This is a genomic window from Geodermatophilus sp. SYSU D01176 (assembly GCF_054050015.1).
The window spans coordinates 21,260-44,851 of the sequence record NZ_JBJGYN010000042.1 but is presented as its reverse complement, the minus strand read 5'-3'; the positions used below and the strand labels follow the sequence as shown (position 1 = coordinate 44,851).

Genomic DNA, 23,592 nt, shown 5'->3' with positions numbered 1-23,592 from the left:
GCGGTTTCCGCGGAAACCGCCGGACCCGGCGCTCGATCCCCCTTACCGCACGTCCTCGTCGACCCAGTCGAGGCTCTTGGTCACCGCCTTCTGCCAGTTGCGGTAGTTGCGCTCCCGCTCCTCGGCCGGCATCTGCGGCTCCCAGCGCTTGTCCTCGGCCCACTTGGCGGTCAGCTCGTGGAGGTCGGACCAGAAGCCGACCGCGAGCCCGGCCGCGTAGGCGGCGCCCAGGGCGGTGGTCTCGGCGATCTTCGGCCGGATCACCGGGACGTCGAGCAGGTCGGCCTGGAACTGCATGAGCAGCTCGTTGCCGACCATGCCGCCGTCCACCCGCAGCTCGGTGAGGTCCACGCCGGAGTCGGCGTTCATCGCGTCGAGCACCTCGCGGGTCTGGTACGCCGTCGCCTCGAGCACGGCCCGGGCCAGGTGCCCCTTGTTGACGTACCGGGTGAGCCCGACGATGGCGCCGCGGGCGTCCGAGCGCCAGTGCGGGGCGAACAACCCGGAGAAGGCGGGCACGAAGTACGCGCCGCCGTTGTCCTCCACGGTGCGGGCGACGTCCTCGATCTCCGGGGCGCTCGCGATCATCCCGAGGTTGTCCCGGACCCACTGCACCAGCGACCCGGTGACCGCGATGGACCCCTCCAGCGCGTACACCGGCTTGCCGTCGCCGAGCTGGTAGCACAGCGTCGTGAGCAGGCCGTTCTGCGACGGGACGGCCTCCTCGCCGGTGTTGAGCAGCATGAAGTTGCCGGTGCCGTAGGTGTTCTTGGCCATGCCCTTGGTGAAGCAGACCTGGCCGAAGGTCGCCGCCTGCTGGTCGCCGAGCGAGCCGGCGATCGGCACCCCGGCGAGGAAGCCGGCCTTGCGCCCCCGGCCGTACTCCTCGGAGTTGGACCGGATCTCCGGGAGCATGGACATCGGGATGCCCATCTCCTCGGCGATGGCGGCGTCCCAGGCCAGCGAGCGGTAGTCCATGAGCATCGTGCGCGAGGCGTTGGAGACGTCGGTGAGGTGCAGCCCGCCGTCGGCCCCGCCGGTCATGTTCCAGATCAGCCAGGAGTCGATGGTGCCCATGAGCAGGTCACCCCGCTCGGCCCGTTCCCGGGCACCCTCGACGTTGTCCAGGATCCAGCGCACCTTGGGCCCGGAGAAGTAGGTCGCCAGGGGCAGGCCGACCTTGTCCTTGTACCGGTCGGCCCCGCCGCCGAGGGCGCCGAGCTGCTCGACGATCGCCGAGGTGCGGGTGTCCTGCCAGACGATCGCGTTGTAGACCGGCTGGCCGGTGTTCCGGTCCCAGACGACGGCGGTCTCCCGCTGGTTGGTGATGCCCACGGCGACCACGTCGGAGGTGCCGACGTTGCCCCGGGCGAGCGCCTGGCCCACCACCTCGCGGGTGTTGGCCCAGATCTCGTTGGCGTCGTGCTCGACCCACCCGGCGCGCGGGAAGATCTGCTGGTGCTCCTTCTGCCCGACCGAGACCACGGCCCCTTCGTGGTCGAAGATCATGCAGCGGGTGCTCGTGGTCCCCTGGTCGATGGCTGCCACGTACTGGCTCACGGGTGGTTCCTCTCGCGTCGTTGCGGTGGTTGACCTGTCGGCGGTCCGGGGTCAGACGGGGACGTGCGACATCAGGCCGCCCAGGACGGCGCCGATCAGCGGACCCACGATCGGCACCCAGGCGTAGCCCCAGTTGCTGTCCCCCTTGCTACGGATCGGCAGCACGGCGTGGGCGATGCGCGGGCCGAGGTCGCGAGCGGGGTTGATGGCGTAGCCGGTCGGCCCGCCGAGCGAGGCGCCGATGCCGACGACGAGCAGCGCCACCGCCAGCGGGCCGAGCTCACCGGGCGTGTCGCCGAAGCGCAGGATGATGTAGACGAGCACGAACGTGCCGATGACCTCGGTGATCACGTTCCACAGGGGGCTCGGGATCGCCGGGCCGGTGGAGAAGGTGCCGAGGACCGGCTCGGTCGCCTCGTCGTAGTGCTTGCGGTAGGCCAGCCACGCGACGACGGCGCCGAGGAAGGCGCCGACCAGTTGGCCTGTGACGTAGACCAGCGACGACGCCAGGGTGATCGGCACGCCGGGCGCGTACTCGTCGGCGCCGCTCACCGCCAGGCCGAGGGTGACCGCCGGGTTGATGTGCGCCCCGGAGCTGGCGCCGGCGAAGACGCCGGCGAAGACGGCGATCCCCCAGCCGAAGTTGATGAGGAGCCAGCCTCCCCCGTTGCCCAGGGTGCCGGGCAGGACGACGTTCGCGACCACCCCGACGCCGAGGAGTATCAGGATCCCCGTCCCGACGACCTCGCTGCCGAAGACTGTCCACAAGCTCATGCGGTGCTCCTCATCGCCGGTGATGCGTGGGCCCCAGGGCGGCACCGGGAGCGGTGCCGCCCGGACGACGGCCGGGGCGGTGACGCTATTCACACAGGTCGAGGGCGGACAACGGGTCCTGTACGACGATGTCGTACACCCTCGCCGGTCAGCGGCGCGCGCCCCAGGCGATGCTGAGCTGCACCGCGCGTTCCCACTCCGGGTAGGCGGCGTCCAGGGCGGCGACCCGGCGCCCGTCGGGGACCCACTGCGCCGAGCGGTGCCAGTTGCGCCGCAGCGCCTCGGTGTCCGACCAGACCCCGACGGCCAGCCCCGCGGCGTAGGCGGCGCCCAGGGACACCGTCTCCCCCACCATCGGGCGCACCACCGGGCTGCCGAGGACGTCGGCCAGGAACTGCATCAGCAGGTTGTTGGTGGTCATCCCACCGTCCACCCGCAGCACCTCGAGCGGCAGTCCGGAGTCGGCGTCCATGGCCCGGACGACGTCCCGCGTCTGCCACCCCGTCGCCTCCAGCACCGCGCGCGCCAGGTGCCCCTTGGTCACGTAGCCGGTCAGGCCGGCGACCAGCCCGCGCGCCCGGCCCTCCCAGTGCGGCGCGAGGAGCCCGGAGAAGGCCGGGACGATGTAGCAGCCGCCGTTGTCGGCGACGGTGCGGGCGAGGGTCTCCACCTCGGCCGCCGAGCCGATCAGCCCGAGGCTGTCCCGCAGCCACTGCACCAGGGCGCCGGTGACGGCGATCGAGCCCTCCAGCGCGTAGTGCACCGGCTCGCCGGTCAGCTGGTAGGCGACCGTGCTGATGAGCCCGTGCCGGGAGCGGACCAGGTCCTTCCCGGTGTTCTGAAGCAGGAAGCTGCCGGTGCCGTAGGTGCACTTGGCCTCGCCGGGGGCGAAGCAGGTCTGCCCGAACAGCGCCGCCTGCTGGTCGCCGAGGGCGCCGCCGATGGGCAGCGGCACGGGCAGCGCGCTGGCGGTGCCGAGGACGCCGACGGACGGGCGGATCTCCGGGAGCATCGCGGCGGGCACACCGAAGAAGTCCAGGAGGTCGGGGTCCCAGGAGCAGGTGTGCACGTCCATGAGCAGCGTGCGGCTGGCGTTGGTCACGTCCGTGACGTGCACCCCGCCGTCCGGCCCTCCGGTGAGGTTCCAGACCAGCCAGCTCTCCATCGTCCCGAACAGCAGCTCGCCGCGCTCGGCCCGCGCCCGCGCGCCGGGGACGGCGTCGAGCACCCAGCACAGCCGTGGCCCGGCGAAGTAGCCGGCGAGCTCCAGCCCGGTGCGCTCGCGCACGAGCGCGGCGTCCGGCCGCGCGGTCAGCTCCTCGACCAGTGGCCCGGTGCGGGTGTCCTGCCAGACCAGCGCCCGCACCAGCGGCCGCCCGGTGGCGCGCTCCCAGACCACCGTGGTCTCCCGCTGGTTGGCGATGCCCAGCGCCACCACCTGCCCGGGCGAGCCGGCCACGTCGCGGAGCGCCTGGGCGGCGGTGAGCTGGGTGTTGGCCCAGATCTCCTCCGGGTCGTGCTCGACCCAGCCCGGCCGGGGGAAGTGCTGGCGGTGCTCCCGCTGGCGGACGGCGACCAGCCGCCCGGCGCGGTCGAACACGATGGCCCGGGTCGAGGTGGTCCCCTGGTCGACCGCGAGCACGTACCGCTCGGTCATGCCAGCAGCTCCCGGGAGACGGCGGCGGCCGCCTCGACGACCATGGTCCGCAGGGCCGGCCGCGCCGCCTCGGCGAACAGCTCCTCGACCGGTCCGCTGACGCCCAGCGCCCCGACCACCATCCCGCCGGGCCCGTGCACCGGGGCGGCGACCCCGCCCACGCCCAGCCGGTACTCGCCGCGCTGCTCGGCCCAGCCCCGGGCGCGCGCGGTCTGCAGCTCGGCCAGCAGCGCGGCCGGCTCGACGACGGTGCGGGGGGTGAGCGCCTCGAGCGGCGCGTCGGTCAGCGCCCGGGCCAGCGCCGGGCGGGAGGCCAGCAGGACCTTGCCCACCGCGGTGGCGTGCGCGGGCAGCACGGAACCGACCTCCAGCTCCTGCGGCGAGTCGTCGGGCCGGAAGACGTGGTGGACGACGACGACCTGCAGGCCCGCCGGCGTTCCCAGCCGGACGGCGAACCCGCTGCGGGCGGCCAGCGAGTCCGCCCAGTTCGACGCGCGGGAGCGCAGCTCGTTGGCGTCCAGGTAGTGCGAGCCCAGGCCGAGCAGGCCGGCGCCGAGCGCGTACCGGCCGGTGCGCTGGTCCTGCTCGACGAAGCCCACGGCCAGCAGGGTGCGCAGCAGCCCGTGGGTCGTCGTCTTGGGCAGCCCGACGGCGGACGCGAGCTCGGTGACCCCCATCTGGCCGCCTGACTCCACGATCGCCTGCAGCAGGGTGGCGGCGCGCTGGATCGACTGCACGGTGCCGGGCACGGCCGGTCACCCTAGGCCCTCGGCGTACGACGATGTCGAACGCGCGACGTCGACCCGCCCCCGACCTGCGGCCTACCGTGGACGACGAGCAGTCCCCGCCTGAGGAGTAGGCATGCCCGTAGTCCCCGCACTCGGTCCCCAGCAGCGCGCCCGAGCCTGGGCGGAGCTGGCCGAGCAGCCGTTCGAGGTCCTCGTCGTCGGAGGCGGGGTGACCGGTGCCGGTGTCGCGCTCGACGCGGCGACCCGCGGCCTGCGGACGGCGCTCGTCGAGGCCCGCGACTTCGCCAGCGGCACGTCCTCGCGGTCCTCCAAGCTCTTCCACGGCGGGCTGCGCTACCTGGAGTCCTTCGACTTCGGCCTCGTCCGCGAGGCCCTGCACGAGCGCGACCTGAGCGTCACCCGGCTCGCCCCGCACCTGGTCAAGCCGGTGCCCTTCCTCTACCCGCTCACCCGTCACTGGGAGCGGCCCTACGTGACCGCGGGGCTCACCCTGTACGACGGGCTGGCCCGCGTCGGCGCGCTGTCGACCCCCGTGCCGCCGCACCGGCACTACACCCGCACCGGCGCCCGCAGGCTGTTCCCCGCGCTCAAGCCCGACGCCCTCGTCGGCGCGATCCGGTACTACGACGCGCAGGCCGACGACGCCCGGCACACCCTCAGCGTGGCGCGCACCGCCGCCGCCTACGGCGCCACCGTCCTCAACTCCGCCGAGGTGGTCGCGTTCCACCACGCCGGCGGCCGGGTCACCGGGGTGCGGGTGCGCGACGTGGAGAGCGGCGCCGAGGTCGACGTGCAGGCCGAGGTCGTGGTGAACGCCACCGGCGTGTGGACCGACGACATCCAGACCCTCGTCGGCGGGCGCGGCCGGTTCCACGTGCGGGCCAGCAAGGGCGTGCACATCGTCGTCCCCCGGGACCGGATCAACGGCGAGACCGGGCTGATCCTGCGCACCGAGAAGTCGGTGCTGTTCGTGATCCCGTGGGGCAGCCACTGGATCGTCGGGACGACCGACACCGACTGGACGCTGGACAAGGCCCACCCGGCGGCGTCGCGGGCCGACATCGACTACATCCTCGAGCACGTCAACCAGGTGCTGACCGTGGCACTCACCCACGACGACATCACCGGGGTCTACGCCGGGCTGCGGCCGCTGCTGGCCGGGGAGTCGGAGCTGACCAGCCAGCTCTCCCGCGAGCACGCGGTGGCCCGGCCGATGCCCGGCGTCGTCGCCGTGGCCGGCGGCAAGTACACCACCTACCGGCCGATGGCCGCCGACGCGGTGGACGCCGTCGCCGAGGACGTCACCCGCGCGGTGCCGCCGAGCGTCACCGGGAACATCCCGCTGGTCGGCGCCGAGGGCTACCACGCGATGGTCAACCAGCTGCACGGGCTCAGCGAGCGCTGGGGCATCCCGCACTTCCGCGCCGAGCACCTGCTCAACCGGTACGGCTCGGAGACCCCCGAGGTGCTGGGGCTGGCCGCCGACGACCGCTCGCTGCTGGAGCCGGTGCCCGGTGCCGAGGAGTACCTGATGGTCGAGATGGTGTGGGGGGCCTCGCACGAGGGGGCGCTGCACCTGGACGACCTGCTGGCCCGGCGCACCCGCATCTCGATCGAGACCCCGCACCGGGGCGTGGAGTCCGCCGAGCCGGTCGCCCGCGCGGTGGCCGGTGTCCTCGGCTGGGACGAGGCGCGGATCGCGAACGAGGTCGACAGCTACCGGGCCCGGGTCGAGGCCGAGCGCCGCTCGCAGGAGGCCGCCGACGACCGGGCCGCCGACGCGGTGCGGATCGCCGCTCCCGACACCCGGGCCGTCGCCGTGGGCCGCGCGCTCGTCTGACATCGTCGGCCCACCGGCCGACACCGCGGTGACACCGCGGTCCTCCGGACCGCAGATGCGACCAGGTGCCGTCCCCGACGGCCGTGGAGCCGCTGGCCGTGCGCAGGTCCGGGCGGTCCGGGCAGGATCGGGGCATGACGGCGACCGACCTCGACCCGGTGGCGCTCGTGCGGGACCTGGTGCGCCGGACGACGGTGTCCGGGGACGCCGCCGCCCAGCGCGACCTGCTCGGCACGCTGACCGACGTCCTGCGGGGTGCGGCCCCGCACCTGCAGGTGACCGAGGGCCGCGACCGGGACCACCCCTGGTCCCTGCTGCGGACCCCCGCCGACCCCGGCCGGCCGGTCCTGCTGCTCACCTGCCACGTCGACACCGTCCCGGCGGCCGAGCCGGCCGCGTGGCGGCGCGACCCCTTCGGTGGTGACCTCGAGGAGGGGCGGGTGTGGGGGCGCGGGGGCAGCGACATGAAGGCCGGCGTCGTCGCCTCCGCGGCCGCCCTGGCCGCCGCCGACCCGGAGGTCCCCGTGGCGCTGCTGCTCACCAGCGACGAGGAGATCGGCTCGAAGGGCGCCGCCGCCGCGGCCGCGGCGGTCGCCGAGCTGCCGGTGGGCGCGGTGATCGTCCCGGAGGCGACCGGCAACCAGGTCGTCCTCGGCCACAAGGGCGCGCTGTGGCTCGCCGTCCGCACCGCCGGCCGGGCGGCCCACGGCAGCACGCCGGAGCGCGGGCACAACGCCGTCCTGGACCTGGTCGCCGTCCTGGGCCGGGCCGGCGGCGCGCTGCCGCTGCGCAGCGACCCGTTCCTCGGCACCGAGACCTGGAACCCCGGCGTCGTCGCGGGCGGCACCGTGCCCAACGTCGTCCCCGACCGGGCCGAGGCGGTCGTCGACATGCGCACCGTGGCCGCCGGCGAGGAGCTGCTCACCTGGTGGCGGGCCCAGCCGGAGGTGGCCGACGTCGAGGTGCGGGTCGACCTGCCGCCGGTCGGCACCCCCGCCGACGACCCGTGGGTGGCCTCGCTGCCCGCGGGCGTCCTGCCCACACCGGCGACCTACTTCACCGACGCCTCGGTGCTGGTGCAGGTCGTCGGGGGCGCCCCCATCGTGGTGTGGGGGCCGGGCACACCGGCGGTGATGCACGCCGTGGACGAGTACGTGGAGGTCGCCGAGGTGGAGCAGGCCGCCGCCACCTTCTCCGACGTCGTCCGCCGCTGGAACCGCCCTCCTGCGGGGTCCCGCCGCGAGCCCTGACGGCCCCTGCAGGGTCCTTCCCGGGGGGTGGGAGGGTCCTTCTTCAGCCCCGGTGGGCGGCCTTGTCGACGTACATCGCGTCGTCGGCCTCCCGCACCAGCGCCTGGAAGGCCCGCTCGGGGTCCGTGCCGCCCTCCGCCGTGCCGATCCCGATGCTCACCGACAGCTGGATGGTCAGCCCGCCGCTCAGCCGCAGCGGCTCGCTCACCCGCTCGCGCAGCCGGGCCGCGAGGGCCTCCGCGTCGGCCCGGCCGCTGGTCTCGCAGACGATGCTGAACTCGTCCCCGCCGACCCGGGCCGCGGTGTCGCTGGCGCGCAGCACCGAGGTCAGCCGCTCGGCGAAGGCGATCAGCACCTCGTCGCCCACCGGGTGGCCGTGGACGTCGTTGATCAGCTTGAAGCCGTCCAGGTCGACGCCCAGCAGGCTGGTCGGCGTCCGCTCGCGGCGTCCCCGCTCGAGCGCGTGCCGCAGCCGGTCGGTGAACAGCACCCGGTTCGGCAGCCCGGTGAGCGGGTCGTGCAGCGACCGGTGCAGGAGCGAGGCCTCCAGGAGCTTGCGCTCGGTGATGTCCTCGACGATGGCCACCACGTGCGGTGGGTCGCCCTGGGGGGTCCCGCTCACCCAGGACGAGGTCACCTGCACCGGCACCATGCCGCCGTCCGCCCGCACCAGCCGGGTCTCGTGCCGCATCATCCGGCGCCGGTCCAGCAGCTCGGTGAACGCCTCGACCGCGGCCGGGCGGTCCTCGGGGTGGACGAGGTCGAGCATCGAGCGCCCGTAGAGCTCGTCGGGGGTGAGCGCGAGCATCGACGCCAGTGCCGGGTTCGCGTCGACGATGAGACCGGCGGTCGTGGCGAGTGCGATGCCCATGGGCGCGTTGGCGAACGCGCTCCCGCGATCCGCCGGGGGAAGCGTCCCCGCCGCGTTCGTCACATCCCACCTCCGTGCCGGACATCCTGCGCCGACAGACCCTGTTGCTGCAGCTCCTGGGCTCGGGAGTGTCCGAGTCGTTCCACGTGGAACCCGACGCCGGGGCAATATGGCACGTGATCCACCGAGGAGGGCCCGTGAACGAGTTCGACCTGGTACTGCCTGCGTCCGTGGACGTCCGCGAGGTCGGCATGCGCGACGGTCTGCAGCTCGAGGCGCCGGTACCGCTGGAGGGGAAGCTGGCGATGCTGGAGGCGCTCGTGGCCACCGGCGTGCGCCGGATCGAGGTGACGTCCTTCGTCTCCCCCAAGGCGGTCCCCGCGCTGGCCGACGCCGACCGACTCGCCGCCGAGCTGCACGCCTTCGACGGCGTGCACTTCTCCGCCCTGGTGGCCAACGCCCGCGGCGCGACCCGCGCGGTGGACGCCGGGGTCGCCCACCTCGAGTACGTCGTCTCCGCCTCCGACGGGCACAGCCGCGCCAACGCCGGGCGCTCCACCGCCGAGGCCGTCGCGGCGGTCGGGGACATCGCCGCCCTGGCCCACGACGCCGGTGGCTCGCTGGAGGTCGTGATCGCGACCGCGTGGGACTGCCCGTTCGACGGCCGCACGCCGATCCCGCGGACCGTGGACGTCGCCCGGGCCGCGGTCACGGCCGGCGCCGACCGGCTGTGCCTGGGCGACACGATCGGCACCACCACGCCGCTGCGGGTGGTGCAGCTGCTCGACGCCGTCCGCCGGGCCTGCCCGGGCGTCGACGTGGGCGTGCACTTCCACGACACCCGCGGCACCGGCCAGGCCAACGCGCTCGCCGCCGTCCAGGCGGGGGTGACCCAGCTGGACTCCTCCGTCGGCGGCCTGGGTGGCTGCCCGTTCGCGCCCGGCGCGAGCGGCAACATCGCCACCGAGGAGCTGGTCTACATGCTGGAAGAGTCCGGCGTGCGCACGGGACTGGACCTCGACGCCGTGCTCGCCGCCGCGCGGGTCACCGAGGAGGTCGTGGGCCGCCCGCTGCCCAGCTCGCTGTACCGGGCGGGCGGGCGCTCGGTGCCCCGGCCCACGGGCGTCGGGTGACCCCGGCCGCCGTGGTTGGCTGGAGTGCATGAGCGAGCCGTCGTCCGGGGGGAGGACGGTGGACGCCCACACCATGCGCGACGTCCTCGGTCACTTCGCCTCCGGCGTCACCGTGGTCACCGCCCAGGGCGACGAGGGGCCGATCGGCTTCACCTGCCAGTCGTTCAGCTCGCTGTCGCTCGACCCGCCGCTGGTGGCCATCGCGCCCGCCCGCACGTCGCGCACCTGGCCGCGGCTGCGCGCGCTCGGCCGCTTCTGCGTCAACGTGCTCGCCGAGGACCAGTCCGACCTGTCGGCCCGGTTCGCCCGCTCGAGCACCGACAAGTTCGCCGGGGTGTCCTGGTGGCCCAGCCGGCTGGGGCAGCCGGTGCTCGAGCACGTCGTCGCCTGGATCGACTGCGAGCTGTGGGCGGAGTACGACGGCGGCGACCACACCCTCGTCGCCGCACGCGTGCTGGACCTCGGCGCCGACCCCGGACGGCGGCCGCTGCTGTTCCACCGCGGCGCCTACGGCCTGCTGGAGACCCCCGCCGCGGAGGGGTAGCGGCGAAGGGTCAGCGGAACCGGACGGCGATCAGCGCGACGTCGTCCCGCCCGTCCAGGGAGCCCGCGACCGCGGCGTCGCAGAGCCCACGCGGACCGGCGGCGGCCGGGGCGGCGGCCACCCGGTCCACCAGCTCGGCGATGCCCTCGTCGAGGTCGGTGCCGGGGCGTTCGATGAGCCCGTCGGTGTAGGCCAGCAGCGTGGCACCGCGCGGCACGTCCATCGCGGTGGACCGCCGGGGCAGGCTGCCGTCGACGCCGATCAGCAGGCCGGTGACCCCGTCCAGCAGCTCGACCGCGCCGTCGGCCGTGCGCAGCAGCGGCGGCGGGTGGCCGGCGCTGGCCAGGTGCAGCCGCCACGGCGCGCCGTCCTCCGCGGGGGGCACCGCCCGGACGTAGACCATCGTCGCCATCGAGGCCACGCCGAGCCCCTGCACCAGCCGGTCCACCCGCGCGAGGACGGCGGCGGGGTCGGGGTCGGGGGCCTCCCAGGCGCACGCCCGGATCAGCCCGCGCAGGTGCCCCATCGCGGCGGCGGCGGCGATGTCGTGGCCGACGACGTCGCCGATCACCACGCCGATCGACCCGTCGGGCAGGTGCAGCAGGTCGTAGAAGTCCCCGCCCACGTCGGCCGCCGTCGACGCGCTGACGTAGTGCGCGGCCGACTCCAGGTCGGGGATCACCGGCAGCTCCGGCAGCAGGGACCGCTGCAGGGTGTCGGCGACCGTGTGCTCCTGCTGGTACAGGCGCACGTTGTCCATCGCCAGCGCGGCGCGGCGGGCGAGGTCCTCGGCCAGGTCGACGTCCTCCTGGTCGAAGGGGCGCCCGCTGTCGGTGCGGCCCAGCAGGATGGCCCCCCGCGTCCGGCGGCGGGCGACCATCGGGACGGCGAGCAGCGACCCGACGCCGAGCCGCTCGGCGGCCTCCCGCGCGGCCTCGGTGGCGAACAGACGGTCCAGCTCGGTCTCGGCGCGCTGCACCAGCACCGGGCGGGCGGTCGCGATGCTCCGCCGCGTCGGCGAGTCCTCGGGCAGGTGGACGGCGTGCTGCGTGGCCAGCAGCCGCAGCTCCTCGGCGAAGCCGTCGCGGTGCCGGGAGGCGGTCTGGCGGACGTTCCCGGCGTCGTCGACCAGGGAGATGAACACCCAGTCGGCGAGCAGCGGGACGCACAGCCGGGCCAGCCGGTCGAGGACGTCGGTGAGGTCGAGGGTGGCGATGAGCGTGCTGGTCGCCTCGGCCATCAGCGCGAGGCGGCCCTGCATGCGCTCGGCGTCGGCCCGGGCCCGCTCGGCGTCGGCCTGCGCCCGCTCGGCGGTCGCCCGGGCCAGCTCGGCCTCCTGCCGGGCGGTCTGCTCGGCAGCGAACGCGGCCTCGCGCTCGTGCTCGACGCGCACCCGCTCGGTGACGTCGGTCTGCACGCCGACGAAGCTGACCAGCTGCCCCTCGCCGTCGAAGACCGGGCTGATCGACAGCTGGTTCCAGAAGGCGGTGCCGTCCTTGCGGTGGTTGAGCAGCGTCGTGGTGATCGCCCGCCGCTCGTCGAGCGCGGTGCGGATCTCGGCGACGGTGGCGGGGTCGGTGGCCGGGCCCTGCAGGAAGCGGCAGTTGCGGCCCACCGCCTCCTCGGAGGAGTACCCGGTGATGCGGCTGAAGGACGGGTTGACCCAGACCAGCGGGTCGTCCGGCTCCCGGGGGTCGGTGATGGTGAAGGCGATGTCGGTGGCGACGACGGCCCGCTCGCGCAGGGCCTGCAGCGCGTCGCCGGTCTCGTCGGCCCCTCCGGACTCGACCTCGAGGAAGACGACCAGCGACAGGTGCTCGTCGCCGTCGGGGCGGGACAGCGGGAAGCCGGTGACCCAGAGCAGCTGCTCGGGCTGGTCGCCGTCCTGCTCGGACGCCCCGCGGGGCACCATCCGCACCGCCTCACCGGTGACCGGCTGGCCCTGCGCGACCAGGGACAGCGGGCCGGACGTGCTGGCCAGGGGCTGTCCACCGAGGTCGGTGAGGCCGACGGAGGCGCCCCAGGTGTCGATGTCCACGGGGAGGCGGACGTTGCCGGCCAGCTCGACGGCCGCGCTGTTGGCGTAGGTGACCGCGCCGGCACCGCGGTCGATGAGCAGCACCGCCACCGGGACGTCGGCCAGCACGCCGGGCAGCGCGGTCGAGGCGGTGCCGGTGCCCGCGCGCTGGGAGAGGACGGCGGTGGCCGCACTGACGACGCCGGCCTCCTCGCGGCGGGCGATGCCGTCGAGGCGCTGTACGGGGGAGGAGTCCCGCGGACGGTCCCGCTCGGCCGGCACGGGAACGACAGTAACCAGGCGGACGGCGGCCGGGCCACCACGGGTCACCCGTCTGACCTGCGGTTGGTCCGGGAGGTGTGGGCGGTGGCCCGGCGGGAACCCCTCGTCCGGGGTACGCCGACCCCGCTCGGAGGGAGACGATCGCCATGGGACTGCTCGACCGGCTCTTCGGCCGCCGCCGACCCGCTGCCGACCAGGGGTACGACGGGTACCAGGCCGCACCGCAGTACGGCGGGTACCAGCCGCCGCCGGCTCCCCAGCACGACCGGCCGCAGGGCGGTGCGCTCACCGACCAGCAGGCGATCGAGCGCTACCGGTACCTGCTGCGCACCGCGCCGCCGGACCAGATCGAGGAGGCGCACGCGGAGGCGTTCGCCCAGCTCACGCCGCAGCAGCGCCAGGAGGTGCTGGTCCAGCTCGCCGCCGCGGTGCCCTCCTCTGAGCGGCCGCGCTCGGACGACCCCCGCTCCCTGGCGCGGGCGGCCACCCGCGCGGAGGTGCGCCAGCCGGGGACGCTGGAGCGTGCCTTCGGCGGCGGCTTCGGTGGCGGCCCCGGGTACGGCGGTGGCCACGGGCCCGGGTACGGAGGCGGCTACGGCCGCGGGTACGGCGCGCCCGGCTTCGGCAGCACGCTCGGCGCCAGCCTGCTCGGCACGGTCGGCGGTCTGGTGGTCGGCACGGCGGTCGCCGACGCGCTGTTCGACACCGGCATCGGGGACGGTGGCCTCTTCGGTGGCGGCGACGAGGAGGCCTACGCCCAGGGCTACGAGGACGGCGCCGGCGCGGACGGCGGCGACTACGGCGGTGACCCGGGCGGCGACTTCGGCGGCGGGGACTTCGGTGGCGACCTCGGTGGTGACTTCGGCGGCGGGGAGTTCTGATCGTGAGAGGACCCCGCGTCCCCCCGTCCCTCGTGGGAGGACCCCGTCCTCCCCACCCTTCGCAGGCTCAGGGCGGGGCCCGGGTCGGGGCCGCCGGGAGCCCGCCACGGGTGCACATCACCCGGCCGTCGGGTCCCGCGGGGGTGGACGGCGGGTGGTGCGGCGCAGGAACAGCAGCCCGAGCACCGGCAGCACCAGCGGGATGAACAGGTAGCCGCGGCCGTACGCCGACCACACCGTCTCGTCGGGGAACGCGGCCCGGTCCAGCAGGGACAGCGTGCCCACCACGAGGACGCCGACCAGTTCGATCGTGATCGCGACCAGCGCCGTCCGGCGCCCGCCGCGGGCCAGGGCCACGGTCGCGACGAGGTAGACGGCCGCGGCCAGCGCGGAGAGCAGGTAGGCGACCGGCGCCTCGGCGAAGCGGGTCGACAGCTGGACGGCGGCCCGCGCACCGGCGGCGAGGGCGAAGACGCCGTAGACGGCGACGAGCACCCGCCCCGGCCCGCCCGTGGCCGCCCGCTCCCCCACCGTCTCAGCCACCCGTCGCCTCCCACAGCTCCTGCAGCCGCCAGACCATGACACCCACGGCCCCCGCCGCCACCGCCAGCACGGTGCCCGCCCACCGGGTCGGCTCGGTCCGCGCCCACAGCGCCCCGGCGACCGGCAGCAGCACGATGCCGGCCAGGTAGCCGAGGAACGTCGGGGTGTCGGCCGGACGGTCCCCGCGCACCAGCAGGACGACGGCGAGCACCGCCTGCACCAGCAGCAGGACCTCCAGCAGCGCTGCGCCCCACAGGTGCAGCAGGCCGATCCGCCGCCGGGCGAGGGTCGAGGCGATCCCGGCCAGCGCGAGGAGCCCGGCGGTGACGGTCACCGCGACCACCAGCGCGGTGTTCACCGAGCGGACCCCGGGGCGGTCGTGGCAGGCACGGGCGCCATCCTCCCCCGGGGACGGTGCCCCTCCGTCAGCGGTGGACGGTGGACGTGTCCGGGTAGCGGTCCCCCGCCGTGGCGCCGGCCGGGGCGGCCTCGTCCAGCCGCCGCAGGTCGGCGTCGGTCAGCCGGACGTCGGCGGCCGCGGCGTTCTCCTCCAGGTAGGCCACCCGCTTGGTGCCGGGGATCGGGACGACGGTCGGGTGGCCGTCGCGGTCGCTCTGCGCCATGACCCACGCCAGTGCGAGCTGGGTCACCGTGACGCCCTTCTCGTCGGCGATCTCGCGCACCCGGTCGACCAGTTCCAGGTTCCTCGCGAAGGCCTCGCCCTGGAAGCGCGGGTTGCGCCGGCGGAAGTCGTCGGGCGCGAGGTCGTCGAGGTTGCGGATCTGCCCGGAGAGGAAGCCGCGGCCGATCGGCGAGTAGCCGACGAAGCCGATGCCGAGCTCGGCGCAGGTGGCCAGCACGCCGTCGTCCTCGGGGTCGCGGGTCCACAGCGAGTACTCGGTCTGCACCGCCGTCACCGGCTGCACCGCGTGCGCTCGGCGGATGGTCTCCGGCGCGGCCTCGGAGATCCCGACGTGGCGGAGCTTCCCCGCCTCGACCAGCTCGCGCAGCGTGCCCCAGGTGTCCTCGACCGGCACGGTGGTGTCGACCCGGTGCTGGTAGTAGGAGGTCGATGACGTCGACGCCCAGGCGCTGCAGCGAGGCGTCGCACGCCCGGTGCACGTAGTCCGGCCGGCCGTTGATGCCGCGGAAGGAGCCGTCCTCACCGCGCTCGTTGCCGAACTCGGTGGCCAGCACCACCTCGTCGCGCCGGCCGGCGATCGCCCGGCCGACCAGGCGCTCGTTGGTGAACGGGCCGTACATGTCGGCGGTGTCGAGGAAGGTGACGCCGAGGTCCAGCGCCCGCTGGACGGTGCGCTCGGCCTCCGCCTGGTCACCGGTGCCGTAGAACTCGCTCATCCCCATGCAGCCCAGGCCCTGGGCGGAGACGGTCAGCCGTCCCAGTGTGCGGTTCTCCATGGCCCTCCCGTGCCCCTGCCCCCGCTGCTCGACAACCGGTACCCGGGGGGGCAGTTGGCACACGCAACGGGTCGTGTGGGAGGTTAGGTGCGCCTCAGTTAGCCAAGCCTCACCTCAGGAGCGCCATGCGCACGCAGGCCCGCCCGTCGGCCGCCCTCTCCCTCACCGTGGCCACCGCCCTGGCCGTCAGCGCCTGCGGCGGGAGCGCGGAGGCGACCGGTGCGGCCGCCTCGGAGGCCGGCGAGGTCACCGTGTCGCACGCGCAGGGTGAGACCGCCGTCCCGGCCGACCCGCAGACCGTCGTCGTGTTCGACGTCGGCGTCCTGTCGACGCTGGACAGCCTCGGCGTCGAGGTGGCCGGCGTGCCGGAGGCGACCTACCCGGAGTCGCTGGCGCAGTACGCCGGGGACGAGTACGCGAAGGTCGGCTCGCTGTTCGAGCCGGACTACGAGGCCGTCAACGCCCTCGAGCCGGACCTGGTCATCGTCGGCGGGCGCTCGGCCGCGGTGTACCCGGAGCTGGCCGAGATCGCCCCCACCATCGACCTGACCGTGGACAGCCAGGACTTCCTGGCCTCCCTCGCCGAGCGCACCACCACCCTCGGCGAGGTCTTCGGCGAGGAGGCCGCCGTCGCCGAGCGACTGGCCGCTGTCGAGGAGCGGGCCGCCGCGGTGCAGGCGGCCGCGGAGGGCGCCGGCGACGCGCTGTTCGTGATGACCAGCGGCGGTGAGCTCAGCGCCTACGGCCCCGAGACCCGCTTCGGCCTGGTCTACGACGAGCTGGGGCTGACCCCCGCCGACGAGGGGCTGACCGCGGCCGACCACGGCGACGCCATCTCCTTCGAGTACCTCGCCGAGAACGACCCCGACATCCTCCTGGTGCTGGACCGCGACGCCGCGATCGGCGAGTCCGGCACGGCCGCGCAGCAGGTGCTCGACAACGAGCTGGTCCGCGGGACGACGGCCTGGCAGAACGACGACGTCCACTACCTGGACTCGACCGTCTGGTACATCGCGCCGAACGGCCTGCCGTCGGTCGAGCAGATGGTCGACGAGGTCGCTGCCGCGGTCGAGTGAGCCGGTGACGACCACGCAGAACGGACCGCGCGGCGCCGCACCCACCCCAGTGCGGCGCCGCCGCGGTGTGCAGCGCCGGCACGTCGCCGCCGCGCTCGCGGCCCTGGTGCTCGCTGCGTCCGCATCCCTGTTCGTCGGGGTCAGCGACCTGGCGCCGGCGGACCTGCTCGACCCCGACGCCGCGCAGGCGCGGGTGCTGTGGACCAGCCGGGTGCCCCGGCTGCTGGCGATCCTGCTGGCCGGCTCGGCGATGGCCGTGGCCGGGCTGGTGATGATGCACCTGACCCGCAACCGCTTCGTCTCCCCGCAGACCGCCGGGACGACGGAGTGGGTCGGGCTGGGCATCGTCGTCGCCACGCTGTGGTCCGGCGGCACGTCGGTGCTCGGCAAGATGACGATCGGCGTGGTGTTCGCCCTGGTCGGCACGGCGTTCTTCGTCTGGCTGCTGCAGCGGATGGTGCTCACCGACGTCGTGGTCGTCCCGCTGGTCGGCATCCTGCTCGGCGGCGTGGTGAGCGCGGCGACGACCTTCCTGGCCTACCGCTTCGACCTGCTGCAGTCGATGGACGTGTGGATGAACGGGGACTTCTCCGGCGTCCTGGCCGGCCGCTACGAGCTGCTCTGGCTGGTGCTGGCCGCCACCGTGGTCGCCTACCTGTGGGCCGATCGGTTCTCCGTCGCCGGCATGGGCGAGGGCTTCGCGATCAACCTCGGCGTCGCCTACACCCACGTGGTCATGGTCGGGCTGGCGATCTCCTCGGTCGTCACCGCGATCGTGGTGGTCAGCGTCGGCTCGATCCCCTTCCTCGGTCTCGTCGTCCCCAACCTGGTGACCCTGGCCATGGGCGACAACCTGCGCCGGGTGCTGCCGGTGACCGCGCTGACCGGAGCGGCGTTCGTGCTCCTCTGCGACGTCCTGGCCCGCACCATCCGGTACCCGTACGAGGTGCCCGTCGGGATGGTCGGAGGGGTCATCGGGGGCGTGCTGTTCGTCTGGCTGCTGCTGCGCGCCCGGACGCGGGCGATCTGATGACCGCCGTCCTGACCGCGCCGCAGCGCGCCACCCGCCGCCGGCGCACGCTGGCCGTCCTCGGCGTCCTCACCCTCGCGGTCGTCGCGGCGTTCCTCACCGTCGACGTCACCGGCTCCTGGGACTACGCCCTGCAGCAGCGCAGCCGCCGGCTGGCCGCGATGGCCGTCGTCGCCGTGGCGGTCGCGGTCTCCACCGTGCTGTTCCAGACGGTGACGAACAACCGGATCCTGACCCCGGAGATCATGGGGTTCGACCGGCTGTTCGTGCTGATCCAGACTGCCGGCGTCTTCCTCCTCGGCGCCGCCACCGTCACCACGGCGGACCCGCGGCTGCGCTTCGCGGTCGAGGTGGTCGTCCTGCTCGGCTTCGGGACGCTGCTGTACCGGTCGCTGTTCGGCCGCACCGAGCGTGACGTCCACGTGCTCGTGCTGCTCGGCGTGGTGCTCGGCTCGACCTTCACCAGCCTCACCCTGCTGGTGTCCCGGCTCATCGACCCCAACGAGTTCCTCACCCTGCAGGACCTGCTGTTCGCCAGCTTCACCTCCGTCGACCGCCAGATGCTGGCCCTGTCCGCGGTCCTCGTCGCGCTGGTCACCGCCGGCGTCTGGCGGCTGCTCCCCCGGCTGGACGTCGTCGCGCTCGGCCGGGACACCGCCGTCGGCCTGGGCGTCGAGCACCGCCGGGTGGTCAACCGGGCGCTGCTGGCCGTCGCCGTCCTCGTCGCCGTCGCCACCGCGCTGGTCGGGCCGATCACCTTCCTCGGCCTGCTGGTGGCCAACCTGGCCCGCCAGCTGCTGGGCACCCACCGGCACGCCTGGGTGCTGCCCGGGGCCGCCCTGCTGGCGCTGCTCGCGCTCGCCGGCGGGCAGTTGGTCCTCGAGCGGGTCTTCGGCTTCAACTCCAGCCTCAGCATCGTCGTCAACTTCGTGGGCGGGATCGTGTTCATCGCCCTCCTGATCCGGGAGCCCCGCCAGTGATCGAGGTCGAGTCCGTCTCCAAGGCCTACGGCGGCGTCCGCGTGCTGGACGACGTCTCGCTGACCATCCCGACCGGCGGCATCACCTCGCTGATCGGCGCCAACGGTGCGGGCAAGTCCACGCTGCTGTCGGTCGCCGCGCGGCTGCTGCCGGCCGACAGGGGGCGGGTGCGGGTCGACGGGATGGACGTCGCGACGACGCCGGGCGCGGTGCTGGCGAAGCGGCTGGCGGTGCTGCGCCAGGAGAACGCGACGTCGGTGCGGCTGACCGTGCGGGAGCTGGTCGCCTTCGGCCGCTTCCCGCACTGCGGCGGGCGGCTGACCGCCGAGGACCGCCGCCTGGTCGACGAGGCGCTGGCCCGGTTCGAGCTGGGCCCGCTGGCCGACCGGCACCTCGACCAGCTCTCCGGTGGGCAGCGCCGGCGCGCCTACGTGGCGATGGTGATGTGCCAGGGCACCGACCACGTGCTGCTCGACGAGCCGCTGAACAACCTCGACATGCGGCACGCCGTCCAGATGATGCGGGTGCTGCGCGGCATGGCCGACGAGCTCGGCCGCACCGTCGTCCTCGTCGTCCACGACGTCAACGTCGCCTCCTGCTACTCCGACCGGATCGTCGCGATGCGGGAGGGCCAGCTGGTCGCCGAGGGCCCCACCGCCGAGCTGATGACCCCGGAACTGCTGCGCAAGGTCTTCGACGTCGAGGTGGAGGTGCACGAGCTGGCCGGACGGCGGATCGGCGTCCCCTGGTCCTGACCCTCCCGCCGGACCGCCGTCCTCGCCGGAGCAGCGGATCCGGAACCGCCTGACGAGGTCGATGTCGCGGGGGCGGCGACGGCGAAGACGACGCGCACGCAGGGCGGCCCTGGTGGCAGCCGAGGAGGTCGGGGGCGGTTCCCGCGGAAACCACCCCCACCGACGCGGCGTTTTCCGCGGAAACCGCCGCGTCCGCCCCGCCCGTTCCACGTGGAACACGGCCGGGTTGCATCGGTGTGACGTGGCCCCGGGCGGTCGCGGAGGCCTGTCGGGTGGGGTTGGATCACCTCCATGTGCGGCCTCTCCGGCGAGATCCGGTTCGACGGCTCCCTGGCCGACACCACCGCCGTGGCGCGGATGGTCGAGTGCCTGGTCCCCCGCGGGCCGGACGGCCAGGGCGCCTGGAGCAACGGGCGGGTGGCCTTCGGGCACCGCCGGCTGTCGGTCATCGACCTGTCGCCGGCGGGCAGCCAGCCGATGGTGGACAACGAGCTCGGGCTGACCGCGGTCTTCAACGGCTGCATCTACGACTACCAGGAGCTGCGCGCCGAGCTCGAGGGCCACGGCTACCGCTTCTTCTCCACCTCCGACACCGAGGTGATCCTCAAGGGCTACCACCACTGGGGCACCGACGTCGTCTCCCACCTGCACGGCATGTTCGCGTTCGTCATCACCGAGCGCGACACCGGCCGCGTGGTGCTCGCCCGCGACCGGCTCGGCATCAAACCGCTGTACCTGGCCGAGACGCCGGGCCGGCTGCGGTTCGCCTCCTCGCTGCCGGCCCTGGTGCAGGCCGGGGACGTCGACACCTCCATCGACCCGGTCGCGCTGCACCACTACCTCACCTGGCACGCCGTCGTCCCCGCGCCGCGGACCATCCTCACCGGCGTCCGCAAGCTGCCCCCCGCCACGGTCCGGGTCATCGAGGCCGACGGCACCTCCCGCGAGCACCGGTACTGGGAGGCGCGCTACGAGCGGGACCCTGCGCACGCGACCTGGTCGGCCCGCGACTGGGAGGACGCCATCGAGGAGGCGCTGCGGGTCGCCGTCCGCCGGCGCCTGGTCGCCGACATCCCGGTCGGCGTGCTGCTCTCCGGCGGGCTGGACTCCAGCCTGATCGTCGGCCTGCTCGCGCAGGAGGGGCAGACCGGCCTGGCGACCTACTCGATCGGCTTCGAGGCCGTCGGCGGCCGCGAGGGTGACGAGTTCGTCTACTCCGACGTGATCGCCGAGCGCTTCGCCACCGACCACCACCGCATCCGGGTCGCCTCCGACGAGCTGGCCGCCGCCCTCGGCCACGCGATCAACGCGATGGCCGAGCCGATGGTCAGCCACGACGTCGTCGCCTTCGACCTGCTGTCCGAGCGGGTCAGCCAGTCGATCCGGGTGGTGCAGTCCGGGCAGGGTGCCGACGAGGTCTTCGCCGGCTACCACTGGTACCCGCCGCTGGCCGGCGTCGGCCGGGAGCAGGCGGTCGAGCGGTACGCGGCGGCCTTCTTCGACCGCGACGCCGCCGACATGGCCCGGCTGGTCGCCGACCGCTACACCGTCGACGGCGACCCGAGCCTGGAGTTCGTCCGCCGGCACATGTCCGCGCCGCACGCCGAGACCGCCGTGGACGCCGCACTGCGCCTGGACAGCGAGGTCATGCTCGTCGACGACCCGGTCAAGCGGGTGGACAACATGTCCATGGCCTGGGGCCTGGAGGCCCGGGTGCCCTTCCTCGACCACGACCTGGTCGAGCTGGCCGCGATGTGCCCGCCGGAGCTCAAGCTCGCGGACGGCGGCAAGGGCGTGCTCAAGGCGATCGGCCGGCGGATCATCCCCCCGGAGGTCATCGACCGGCCCAAGGGCTACTTCCCGGTCCCGGCGATCACCCACCTCGAGGGCAAGGTGCTCGACCTGGTGCGCGACGCGCTGTCCAACGACGCTGCGCGGGAGCGCGGGCTGTTCCGGCCCGAGTACGTCGAGCGGCTGCTGGCCGACCCCAACGGTGAGCTCACCCCGCTGCGCGGCAACAAGCTGTGGCAGCTCGGCCTGCTCGAGCTCTGGCTGCAGACCCACGGGGTGTGACCGTGCCCCACGTTGCCGGGCACCGCCGCCGCGCGGCCGCCGCGACCCCGTCGTTCACCAGCCGGTCGTGGCAGGAGCCCTCCGAGCACCAGCGGCAGGGGATGGAGTCCGACGTCGTCCTGGACCTCGCCTGGGGCCGGTTGGTGTTCGGGCAGACCTTCGCCGACCTGCGCGGCATCGTCGACGCGCTGCGCGCCGAGGAGAGCGACCGCCGCGACATCTGCATCTACCCGCGCGACCCGCACGTGCTGGTGGGGCTGGCGCCCGACGAGCTGTTCATCGACCCCAGCTACACCTACCGGCTCGACCTGCACCGGTACCGGCCGCGGCACGAGCTGATCCGCGGCGTCTTCGTGCGCACTGTGACCTCGCTGGCCGAGATGGGGCAGATCAACGAGATCTACACCCGCAACGGCATGGTCACCGGCGACCCGGCGACCATGTGGGCCAACCACCGCACCCGCACGTTCACCTACCTGGTCGCCGAGGACCAGCGCACCGGGCGGGTCGTCGGCACGGTGACCGGGGTCGACCACGTGCTGGCCTTCGACGACCCCGAGAACGGGGCCAGCCTGTGGTGCCTGGCCGTGCACGCCCAGGACGCCCCGCCCGGGACCGGCGAGGCGCTGGTCCGGGTGCTGGCCGAGCGCTACGTGGGGCGGGGACGGGCGTACCTGGACCTCTCGGTCCTGCACGACAACAGCGGCGCGATCGCGCTGTACCGCAAGCTCGGTTTCCAGCGGACGCCGGCCGTCTGCGTCAAGCGGAAGACCCCGATCAACAGCTCGCTGTTCGCCGCCCGCCCGGAGGGGCTGGAGGACCTGAACCCCTACGCGCGGATCATCGCCGAGGAGGCGCTCACGCGGGGTGTGCGCGTCGAGGTGACCGACGCCGCGTGGGGTGAGATGCGGCTGTCGCTGGGTGGCCGCAGGGTGCTCACCCGCGAGTCGCTGTCGGAGTACACCAGCGCGGTCGCGATGAGCCGCTGCGACGACAAGCGGGTCACCCGGCGGATCATGGAGCGGGCCGGTGTCCGCGTGCCCCGGGGTGCGACCGCCGCCGACGGCGACCTCGAGGACGCCCGCGCGCTCCTGGCCGAGTGCGGCGAGGTGGTGGTCAAGCCCGCCCGCGGGGAGCAGGGTCGGGGCATCACCGTCGGCGTGACCACGGCCGAGGCGCTCGAGCGGGCGGTCGACGCGGCACTGCACTTCTGCCCCGACGTGCTGGTCGAGGAGCTCGTCGCCGGCGACGACCTGCGGGTGGTCGTCATCGACCACGAGGTGGTGGCCGCCGCGGTGCGCCGTCCGGCCGAGGTGGTGGGTGACGGCCGCAGCGAGGTCACCGAACTGGTGCGCACCACCAGCCGCCGGCGGGAGCGGGCGACCGGCGGGGAGTCGCGCATCCCGCTGGACGACACGACCGCCGAGGTGGTCGCCGAGTCCGGGTTCTCGATGGACGACGTCCCGCCCGCCGGCGAGCGGATCCGGGTCCGGCGGACGGCGAACCTGCACACCGGCGGCACCATCGAGGACGTCACCGAGCGGCTGCACCCGGCGATCGCGCAGGCCGCCGTGCGGGCCAGCCGGGCGATCGGCATCCCGGTGACCGGGCTGGACTTCCTGGTGCCCGACGTCGAGGGCCCCGACCACGTGTTCATCGAGGCCAACGAGCGGCCGGGGCTGGCCAACCACGAGCCGCAGCCGACCGTGCAGCGCTTCGTCGACCTGCTCTTCCCGGAGACCCGCCGGCGCTGAAGGAGGACCCTTCCTCCCCTACCGGGTGAAGACGGCGAGCAGCTCGTCGACCTCGCGGTCGGCCTCGCTGGGGTGGCGGAAGGGCCGGTGCGGCACCACCTCGTAGTGGGTGCGCCGTCCCCGGCGGGTGCGGGTCAGGTACCCGGCGTCCTCCAGGTCGCGCAGGACCGCCAGGACGGCGCGGGAGCTGATCCGCACCCGGGCGGCGACCTCCTCGACGCGGGCGTCCGGGTCGGCGGCGACGGCGAGCAGCACGTGCCCGTGGTTGGTGAGGAACGTCCACGTCGGACGGCGGTCGTCGGTCACTGGTCCCCCTTCCCGGTGGCGCTGACAGGTGAAGCCTGCTTCACTTGTTCACGGAGGGGAGTATCCCGCAGCGCTCCTGCCGTCACTACGGCCCCGAC

The 23,592-nt window shown here is 74.2% G+C and carries 21 protein-coding genes and 1 pseudogene; 11 read left to right on the top strand and 11 right to left on the bottom strand.

What is annotated here, in order from left to right; genetic code table 11:
* Nucleotides 1-42: 42 nt before the first annotated feature.
* The 4 genes from glpK (ACI78Z_RS19260) to ACI78Z_RS19245 all read right to left on the bottom strand — a co-directional run bounded on the left by glpK (ACI78Z_RS19260) (nucleotide 43) and on the right by ACI78Z_RS19245 (nucleotide 4,740).
* Nucleotides 43-1,560: a glycerol kinase GlpK gene (glpK, locus tag ACI78Z_RS19260; RefSeq protein WP_457038153.1), complete on the bottom strand. Its 1,518-nt coding sequence runs from the start codon at nucleotides 1,558-1,560 to the stop codon at nucleotides 43-45.
* Nucleotides 1,561-1,611: 51 nt separating this feature from the next.
* Nucleotides 1,612-2,334, bottom strand: a complete 723-nt coding sequence (locus tag ACI78Z_RS19255) for an MIP/aquaporin family protein (protein ID WP_457038152.1) — start codon at nucleotides 2,332-2,334, stop codon at nucleotides 1,612-1,614.
* Nucleotides 2,335-2,482: 148 nt separating this feature from the next.
* On the bottom strand, nucleotides 2,483-3,991 hold the full coding sequence (glpK, locus tag ACI78Z_RS19250; RefSeq protein WP_457038151.1) for a glycerol kinase GlpK: 1,509 nt from the start codon (nucleotides 3,989-3,991) through the stop codon (nucleotides 2,483-2,485).
* Nucleotides 3,988-4,740 carry an IclR family transcriptional regulator gene (locus ACI78Z_RS19245; protein ID WP_457038150.1) on the bottom strand — a complete coding sequence of 251 codons (753 nt, stop codon included), beginning with the start codon at nucleotides 4,738-4,740 and terminating at the stop codon, nucleotides 3,988-3,990. Before ACI78Z_RS19245 ends, glpK (ACI78Z_RS19250) begins: the two co-directional genes overlap by 4 nt.
* A gap of 112 nt (nucleotides 4,741-4,852) precedes the next feature.
* Between ACI78Z_RS19245 and ACI78Z_RS19240 the strand changes: the two genes are divergently transcribed.
* Complete coding sequence (locus ACI78Z_RS19240) at nucleotides 4,853-6,580, top strand: glycerol-3-phosphate dehydrogenase/oxidase (protein ID WP_457038149.1); 1,728 nt, start codon at nucleotides 4,853-4,855, stop codon at nucleotides 6,578-6,580.
* A gap of 134 nt (nucleotides 6,581-6,714) precedes the next feature.
* Nucleotides 6,715-7,830, top strand: coding sequence for a M20 family metallopeptidase (locus ACI78Z_RS19235; protein WP_457038148.1), 1,116 nt, complete (start codon nucleotides 6,715-6,717; stop codon nucleotides 7,828-7,830).
* 43 nt (nucleotides 7,831-7,873) lie between these two features.
* Here the strand turns inward: ACI78Z_RS19235 and ACI78Z_RS19230 are convergent, their stop codons facing one another.
* Complete coding sequence (locus ACI78Z_RS19230) at nucleotides 7,874-8,764, bottom strand: diguanylate cyclase domain-containing protein (RefSeq protein WP_457038147.1); 891 nt, start codon at nucleotides 8,762-8,764, stop codon at nucleotides 7,874-7,876.
* 134 nt (nucleotides 8,765-8,898) lie between these two features.
* Here ACI78Z_RS19230 and ACI78Z_RS19225 point away from each other — a divergent pair, with 134 nt between their 5' ends.
* Both ACI78Z_RS19225 and ACI78Z_RS19220 read left to right on the top strand, forming a co-directional pair.
* Nucleotides 8,899-9,834, top strand: coding sequence for a hydroxymethylglutaryl-CoA lyase (locus ACI78Z_RS19225; RefSeq protein WP_457038146.1), 936 nt, complete (start codon nucleotides 8,899-8,901; stop codon nucleotides 9,832-9,834).
* Nucleotides 9,835-9,862: 28 nt separating this feature from the next.
* Nucleotides 9,863-10,378 carry a flavin reductase family protein gene (locus tag ACI78Z_RS19220; protein ID WP_457038145.1) on the top strand — a complete coding sequence of 172 codons (516 nt, stop codon included), beginning with the start codon at nucleotides 9,863-9,865 and terminating at the stop codon, nucleotides 10,376-10,378.
* A 10-nt stretch (nucleotides 10,379-10,388) separates the two neighbouring features.
* Here the strand turns inward: ACI78Z_RS19220 and ACI78Z_RS19215 are convergent, their stop codons facing one another.
* A complete protein-coding gene (locus tag ACI78Z_RS19215; protein WP_457038144.1) occupies nucleotides 10,389-12,677 on the bottom strand; it encodes a SpoIIE family protein phosphatase in 2,289 nt (762 codons plus the stop codon).
* A gap of 146 nt (nucleotides 12,678-12,823) precedes the next feature.
* Here ACI78Z_RS19215 and ACI78Z_RS19210 point away from each other — a divergent pair, with 146 nt between their 5' ends.
* Nucleotides 12,824-13,558, top strand: coding sequence for a hypothetical protein (locus tag ACI78Z_RS19210; protein ID WP_457038143.1), 735 nt, complete (start codon nucleotides 12,824-12,826; stop codon nucleotides 13,556-13,558).
* A gap of 117 nt (nucleotides 13,559-13,675) precedes the next feature.
* On the opposite strand, the gene ACI78Z_RS19205 is transcribed toward ACI78Z_RS19210, so the two are convergent.
* From ACI78Z_RS19205 to ACI78Z_RS19190, 4 genes and pseudogenes are all read right to left on the bottom strand, one after another.
* Entirely contained in the window at nucleotides 13,676-14,101 is a 426-nt protein-coding gene (locus ACI78Z_RS19205) for a hypothetical protein (RefSeq protein WP_457038142.1), read from the bottom strand.
* On the bottom strand, nucleotides 14,094-14,459 hold the full coding sequence (locus ACI78Z_RS19200; RefSeq protein ID WP_457038141.1) for a hypothetical protein: 366 nt from the start codon (nucleotides 14,457-14,459) through the stop codon (nucleotides 14,094-14,096). The genes ACI78Z_RS19205 and ACI78Z_RS19200 overlap by 8 nt, the downstream gene beginning before the upstream one ends.
* Nucleotides 14,460-14,526: 67 nt before the next feature.
* Nucleotides 14,527-15,138, bottom strand: coding sequence for an aldo/keto reductase (locus tag ACI78Z_RS19195; RefSeq protein WP_457038140.1), 612 nt, complete (start codon nucleotides 15,136-15,138; stop codon nucleotides 14,527-14,529).
* Nucleotides 15,139-15,226: 88 nt separating this feature from the next.
* Nucleotides 15,227-15,460, bottom strand: a pseudogene (locus tag ACI78Z_RS19190) (aldo/keto reductase); the annotation flags it as partial.
* A gap of 185 nt (nucleotides 15,461-15,645) precedes the next feature.
* Here ACI78Z_RS19190 and ACI78Z_RS19185 point away from each other — a divergent pair.
* The 6 genes from ACI78Z_RS19185 (at nucleotide 15,646) to ngg (ending at nucleotide 23,188) form a co-directional block, all read left to right on the top strand.
* Complete coding sequence (locus ACI78Z_RS19185; protein ID WP_457038139.1) at nucleotides 15,646-16,596, top strand: siderophore ABC transporter substrate-binding protein; 951 nt, start codon at nucleotides 15,646-15,648, stop codon at nucleotides 16,594-16,596.
* Nucleotides 16,597-16,600: 4 nt separating this feature from the next.
* The gene (locus ACI78Z_RS19180) at nucleotides 16,601-17,626 is read left to right on the top strand and encodes an ABC transporter permease (protein ID WP_457038138.1); all 1,026 of its coding nucleotides are present in this window, start codon (nucleotides 16,601-16,603) and stop codon (nucleotides 17,624-17,626) included.
* The gene (locus tag ACI78Z_RS19175) at nucleotides 17,626-18,606 is read left to right on the top strand and encodes an iron chelate uptake ABC transporter family permease subunit (RefSeq protein ID WP_457038137.1); all 981 of its coding nucleotides are present in this window, start codon (nucleotides 17,626-17,628) and stop codon (nucleotides 18,604-18,606) included. The genes ACI78Z_RS19180 and ACI78Z_RS19175 overlap by 1 nt, the downstream gene beginning before the upstream one ends.
* Nucleotides 18,603-19,361: an iron ABC transporter ATP-binding protein gene (locus ACI78Z_RS19170; protein ID WP_457038136.1), complete on the top strand. Its 759-nt coding sequence runs from the start codon at nucleotides 18,603-18,605 to the stop codon at nucleotides 19,359-19,361. The genes ACI78Z_RS19175 and ACI78Z_RS19170 overlap by 4 nt, the downstream gene beginning before the upstream one ends.
* A gap of 291 nt (nucleotides 19,362-19,652) precedes the next feature.
* Nucleotides 19,653-21,434 (top strand): N-acetylglutaminylglutamine amidotransferase, encoded by a 1,782-nt coding sequence (locus ACI78Z_RS19165; protein ID WP_457038135.1) that lies wholly within the window; start codon nucleotides 19,653-19,655, stop codon nucleotides 21,432-21,434.
* Complete coding sequence (gene ngg / locus ACI78Z_RS19160) at nucleotides 21,431-23,188, top strand: N-acetylglutaminylglutamine synthetase (RefSeq protein ID WP_457038134.1); 1,758 nt, start codon at nucleotides 21,431-21,433, stop codon at nucleotides 23,186-23,188. Before ACI78Z_RS19165 ends, ngg begins: the two co-directional genes overlap by 4 nt.
* Before the next feature lie 18 nt (nucleotides 23,189-23,206).
* Here ngg and ACI78Z_RS19155 read toward each other — a convergent pair whose 3' ends face one another.
* Nucleotides 23,207-23,494: a winged helix-turn-helix domain-containing protein gene (locus tag ACI78Z_RS19155; protein ID WP_457038133.1), complete on the bottom strand. Its 288-nt coding sequence runs from the start codon at nucleotides 23,492-23,494 to the stop codon at nucleotides 23,207-23,209.
* Between the last annotated feature and the right edge of the window lie 98 nt (nucleotides 23,495-23,592).